At 49.3% G+C, this 5006-nt stretch carries 6 protein-coding genes; all 6 read left to right on the forward strand.

Features of this window, described 5'->3' with window-relative positions:
• On the forward strand, positions 1 to 406 hold a 406-nt coding region (locus tag ACRCZA_RS01570; protein WP_438672733.1), incomplete at its 5' end, for an ACP S-malonyltransferase.
• A gap of 9 nt (positions 407 to 415) precedes the next feature.
• Complete coding sequence (fabG, locus tag ACRCZA_RS01575) at positions 416 to 1162, forward strand: 3-oxoacyl-ACP reductase FabG (protein ID WP_438672734.1); 747 nt, start codon at positions 416 to 418, stop codon at positions 1160 to 1162.
• Between the two features lie 163 nt (positions 1163 to 1325).
• The gene (gene acpP, locus ACRCZA_RS01580; protein WP_006081231.1) at positions 1326 to 1559 is read left to right on the forward strand and encodes an acyl carrier protein; all 234 of its coding nucleotides are present in this window, start codon (positions 1326 to 1328) and stop codon (positions 1557 to 1559) included.
• A gap of 210 nt (positions 1560 to 1769) precedes the next feature.
• Positions 1770 to 3008, forward strand: a complete 1239-nt coding sequence (gene fabF, locus ACRCZA_RS01585) for a beta-ketoacyl-ACP synthase II (RefSeq protein WP_438672735.1) — start codon at positions 1770 to 1772, stop codon at positions 3006 to 3008.
• A gap of 37 nt (positions 3009 to 3045) precedes the next feature.
• On the forward strand, positions 3046 to 3522 hold the full coding sequence (locus ACRCZA_RS01590) for an acyl-CoA thioesterase (RefSeq protein WP_438672736.1): 477 nt from the start codon (positions 3046 to 3048) through the stop codon (positions 3520 to 3522).
• 414 nt (positions 3523 to 3936) lie between these two features.
• Positions 3937 to 4812, forward strand: coding sequence for an NAD(P)-dependent oxidoreductase (locus ACRCZA_RS01595; protein WP_438672737.1), 876 nt, complete (start codon positions 3937 to 3939; stop codon positions 4810 to 4812).
• Positions 4813 to 5006: the final 194 nt, after the last annotated feature.

The following is a 5006-nucleotide window of genomic DNA, read 5'->3' on the forward strand; positions in this document are numbered from 1 at the left end:
CGCGGTTGAACGCGCTGCTGCAGCATGTAAAGCATCTGGCGCCAAAATGGCGGTGGCCCTGCCAGTAAGCGTGCCATCTCACTGTGCCTTAATGAAGCCTGCGGCAGAAAAATTAGCCATTGCGCTAAACGATGTACCGTTTAATCAGCCCAACATCACAGTTATCAATAACGTGGATGTGGCATCCCCAAGCGCGATTGCCGACATTAAAGATGCGCTAGTGCGTCAGCTATATTGCCCGGTGCGCTGGAGCGAAACCGTTGAATTGATGGCGGAAAAAGGCATTACCCACTTAGTTGAGTGCGGTCCAGGAAAAGTGTTAACAGGCCTTGCGAAACGCATTAATAAATCGCTTTCTGCTCAAGCAGTTAACGATGTTGCATCCCTTAGCGCGTTAACTGAATAAGGAGTTTGTATGAGTATCAATCTGAGTTTAGCGGGCAAAGTTGCGTTAGTGACTGGCGCGAGCCGTGGTATTGGCCGTGCGATTGCCGAAACCTTAGTTGAAGCGGGTGCAATTGTGGTAGGAACTGCCACAAGTGAGAAGGGCGCCGCCGCAATTCAAGAATATCTGGGTGACAAAGGTTTTGGTTTAGTGCTTAATGTTACCGATAGTCAATCCGTCGCCGATTTATTCGATTCGATCAAAGAAAAAGCCGGTGATGTTGATATTCTCGTCAATAACGCGGGGATCACCCGTGATAACCTGCTGATGCGAATGAAAGATGATGAATGGCAAGATATCATTGATACTAACTTGACATCATTGTTCAGACTATCAAAACCTGTGATGCGTACCATGATGAAAAAGCGCTTTGGCCGGATCATCAACATCGGTTCAGTGGTAGGCACTATGGGCAATGCAGGTCAAGTAAACTATTCAGCAGCAAAGGCTGGTTTGATAGGATTTACAAAATCTCTTGCAAGAGAGGTTGCATCTCGTCAAATTACGGTTAATGCTATCGCTCCTGGATTTATCCAGACCGATATGACTGATGAGCTGACCGAAGATCAGCAAAAAGCTATCATGTCTCAGGTACCGATGGAACGATTAGGGCAAGCACAAGAAATTGCCAATGCAGTGCTCTTTTTGGCCTCGGATTCTGCCGCTTATATCACAGGCGAGACTTTGCATGTGAATGGCGGAATGTACATGGTTTAAAGGCAGATGGCAGGGATACTGTCGCAACTGAGTAGTGATCTGTATCAATCGGTCGCTAAATTTCGTGGTTAGACCACGAAAACTAAGCTTGCATTGTCAGCCAAATCTAATAAACTACTCGCAATCTTACGCAAGTGCGTAATTTGAATAGGAAAGAAAACTAATGAGCAACATTGAAGAACGTGTAAAGAAAATCATTGTAGAGCAACTGGGCGTTAAAGAAGAAGACGTTAAGCCAGCGGCATCTTTCGTTGACGATTTGGGTGCAGATTCTCTGGACACTGTTGAGTTAGTTATGGCTCTGGAAGAAGAGTTTGATACTGAGATCCCTGATGAAGAAGCTGAAAAGATCACTACTGTTCAAGCAGCGATCGATTACGTTTCTAAGAATCAGTAATCCTGAATTCTAGAGAACAGGCGGCATATATGCCGCCTGTTTTTGTTTTATCCCCGCTAAATTCTGCAATAGTGCCATTCAATCGTCTCTGGATCCTGTATCACTGTCATCCAAGAGATGCTCGCCCGCAGATTGGCGATCCTTTTCATGATAGAAAACCGTGTTTCTCTGTCATTACTCCATTTATTTAGCATGTAAAAGGTGACTGCCGTGTCTAAACGTCGTGTCGTGGTAACTGGTTTGGGGTTGGTAACTCCCGTGGGTAATACTGTTGATTCATCTTGGAAAGCCCTGCTTTCTGGGAAAAGTGGTATTGCGCCGATAACTAAATTTGATGCCAGTGAGTTTACAACTCGTTTTAGTGGTTCCGTAAAAGATTTTGATGTTGAGCAATATCTCACTAAAAAAGATGCTCGCAAGATGGATCTGTTTATTCAATACGGTATGGCCGCAGGGATCCAAGCTATCCAAGACTCGGGTTTAGACATGAGCCAAGAAAACCCAGGTCGTGTCGGTACCGCCATTGGTGCGGGTATGGGCGGTATGTGGTTGATTGAGCAAAACCATAGCGCACTGTTAGCGGGTGGCCCGCGCAAGGTGTCGCCTTTCTTTGTGCCTAGCACCATTATCAATATGATTGCGGGTCATTTATCCATTATGTATGGCATGACAGGGCCTAACTTTGCCGTGACCACCGCTTGCACCACCGGGGTACACAATATTGGCTTTGCCGCGCGCACTATTGCTTATGGTGATGCTGATGTGATGATCGCGGGTGGCGCTGAGGACGTGACATCGCCGTTAGGCGTGGCCGGTTTTGGGGCCGCTAAGGCATTATCGACTCGTAATGATGATCCCACCGCGGCGAGTCGCCCTTGGGATAAAGATCGTGACGGTTTTGTGATTGGTGATGGCGCAGGGGTGATGGTGCTCGAAGAGTATGAGCATGCTAAGGCCCGCGGCGCGACCATTTATGGTGAGCTTGTCGGTTTTGGTATGAGTGGGGATGCTTTCCATATGACATCGCCACCAAGTGATGGCGCGGGCGCGGCAGCGGCGATGGTGAATGCCATTAACGATGCGCAATTAGCCTTAGCGCAAATCGGTTACATTAATGCCCACGGCACATCCACACCTGCGGGTGACAAAGCCGAAGCGGCGGCGGTTAAGTCGGTATTTGGCGATCATGCCTATCAGTTATTAGTGAGCTCGACTAAATCGATGACCGGCCATCTTCTTGGCGCGGCGGGTGCGGTTGAGGCAATATTTACGCTACTTGCACTGCGCGATCAAGCGGTGCCTCCGACTATCAATTTGGATAATCCGGATGAAGGCTGTGATTTAGACTTCGTGGCGCACACGGCGCGTGATGTCAAACTGGATTATGCTCTGTGTAATTCCTTTGGCTTTGGTGGCACTAACGGTTCATTACTGTTTAAGAAAATTTAATAGTCCCAGCATTAACGCTGGGCGGGGTTGAGGCAGTATGGCGGGTACCGATAGACAAATTACCTTAAGATTTTTATCAGAACCGGCGGACGTGAATTTTGGTGGCAAAGTTCATGGCGGCGCGGTGATGAAGTGGATTGACCTAGCAGCCTATGCCTGCGCTGCGGGCTGGAGTGGCAAATATTGCATTACGGCCTATGCGGGAGGCATTCGCTTTGTTCAGCCCATTTTGGTGGGTAACATCGTGGAAGTGAGTGCCAAAGTCATTTATACCGGCAAGACGTCCATGCATATTGGTATCGATGTGCGAGCGGGGGATCCTAAGGTGTCAGAGCGCCAGCTTACGACCCATTGCATTGTGATCATGGTTGCTGTGGATGAGGCGGGGTTACCAACGCCGGTGCCTGAATGGATCCCGCAAACACCGCAGGATATCCATCTGCGCGATTCAGCGTTGCGCTTAATGGAAATGCGTAAAAAAATCGGTGCGGAGATGGAAGCCCATGTAAAGTAGCACGTTGCTACATTGACGCGGTGGGTGATTGTCCTTTAGTGAAAGTCCTTTAGTGAAAGTCCTTTAGGGAAAGTCTGGTCACGTCATCTCCAATTCTCTCTTCAAAGGCGCTGTGAGCGCCTTTGTTGTTTCTCGCGAAAAGTGCGTTTGCCTCCTCGCTGATTTTTACTCTGACGCAAGACCGACGGAATGTTACACTGCCGCAACTCATCACAATTGGGCCATGTTGATGCATAAGCTTCACTATTGGCTGGCATTATTGAGTGGTGGCCGAGCATGCATTGGCAGTCACATCGGTGCATGCACCAAGTTAACTCGCAGCGGTGTTCGAGCGGCCAAATGCTCTGTTGACGCCAACATGTCCACGCATCATGGCAATTGTTCCACTTTGTATATCTAGTTAAGGAATTCCTAATGGCAAAAGTCGCATTTATTGGTTTAGGTGTAATGGGATATCCCATGGCGGGGCATTTACTGAGTCAGGGTCATGAAGTGACGGTTTACAATCGAACCTTTGCGAAGGCACAAACCTGGGTAGAAACTTACGGCGGCCGTTGTTGTAAAACGCCAAAGGAAGCGGCCGAGGGCCAAGAGTTTGTGTTTACCTGTGTTGGCAATGACAACGATTTACGTGAGGTCGTATTAGGAACGCATGGGGTAATCCATGGCATGGCGCCCGGTGCGGTATTGGTCGATCATACGACCGCATCAGCCGATGTGGCTCGGGAGCTTTACCAAGTGTTAGCTACCAAAGGCATTGATTTTCTAGATGCGCCCGTGTCTGGTGGCCAAGCGGGCGCGCAGAACGGGGTGTTAACTGTCATGGTTGGCGGTGATGAGGCGGTGTTCCAGCGCGCTAAACCTGTGATTGCCGCATTTGCTCGCTGCGCCGAGCGTTTGGGTGAGGTAGGTGCTGGGCAGTTGACTAAAATGGTCAATCAAATCTGTATTGCTGGCGTGGTACAAGGTTTGGCGGAGGCCCTGCAATTTGCCCGTAAGGCCGGATTGGATGGTGAAAAAGTGATCGAGGTGATCAGCAAGGGGGCGGCGCAAAGTTGGCAAATGGAGAATCGCTATCAAACCATGTGGGGTCAACGCTACGATTTTGGTTTTGCGGTGGATTGGATGCGTAAGGATTTAGGTATCGCTCTTGAAGAAGCCCGCCGCAATGGCTCGCATTTGCCACTTACAGCATTAGTCGACCAATTTTACTCTGAAGTGCAGGCCATGGGAGGCAGCCGCTGGGATACTTCAAGTCTATTAGCTCGATTAGAAAAATCGGCGAAATAAGCTAATCCCACCCAAGCGTGTGGCAGTTTGCGTGAGGCTAATGGCGCCAACCTTTAGCCTTTGGCTGATTGCACCGACCTTGGCTATGGCGGGTACTGTTATGGCGTTACGCGCGTGCGCCGTGATGTGACCGAAAGCGAAGTGCTGATCGAAAGCGCGAACGAAAGCGCGGCCGAAACCCTTTATCACGGCCC

Source organism: Shewanella sp., assembly GCF_051658185.1.
Lineage (GTDB): Bacteria > Pseudomonadota > Gammaproteobacteria > Enterobacterales > Shewanellaceae > Shewanella.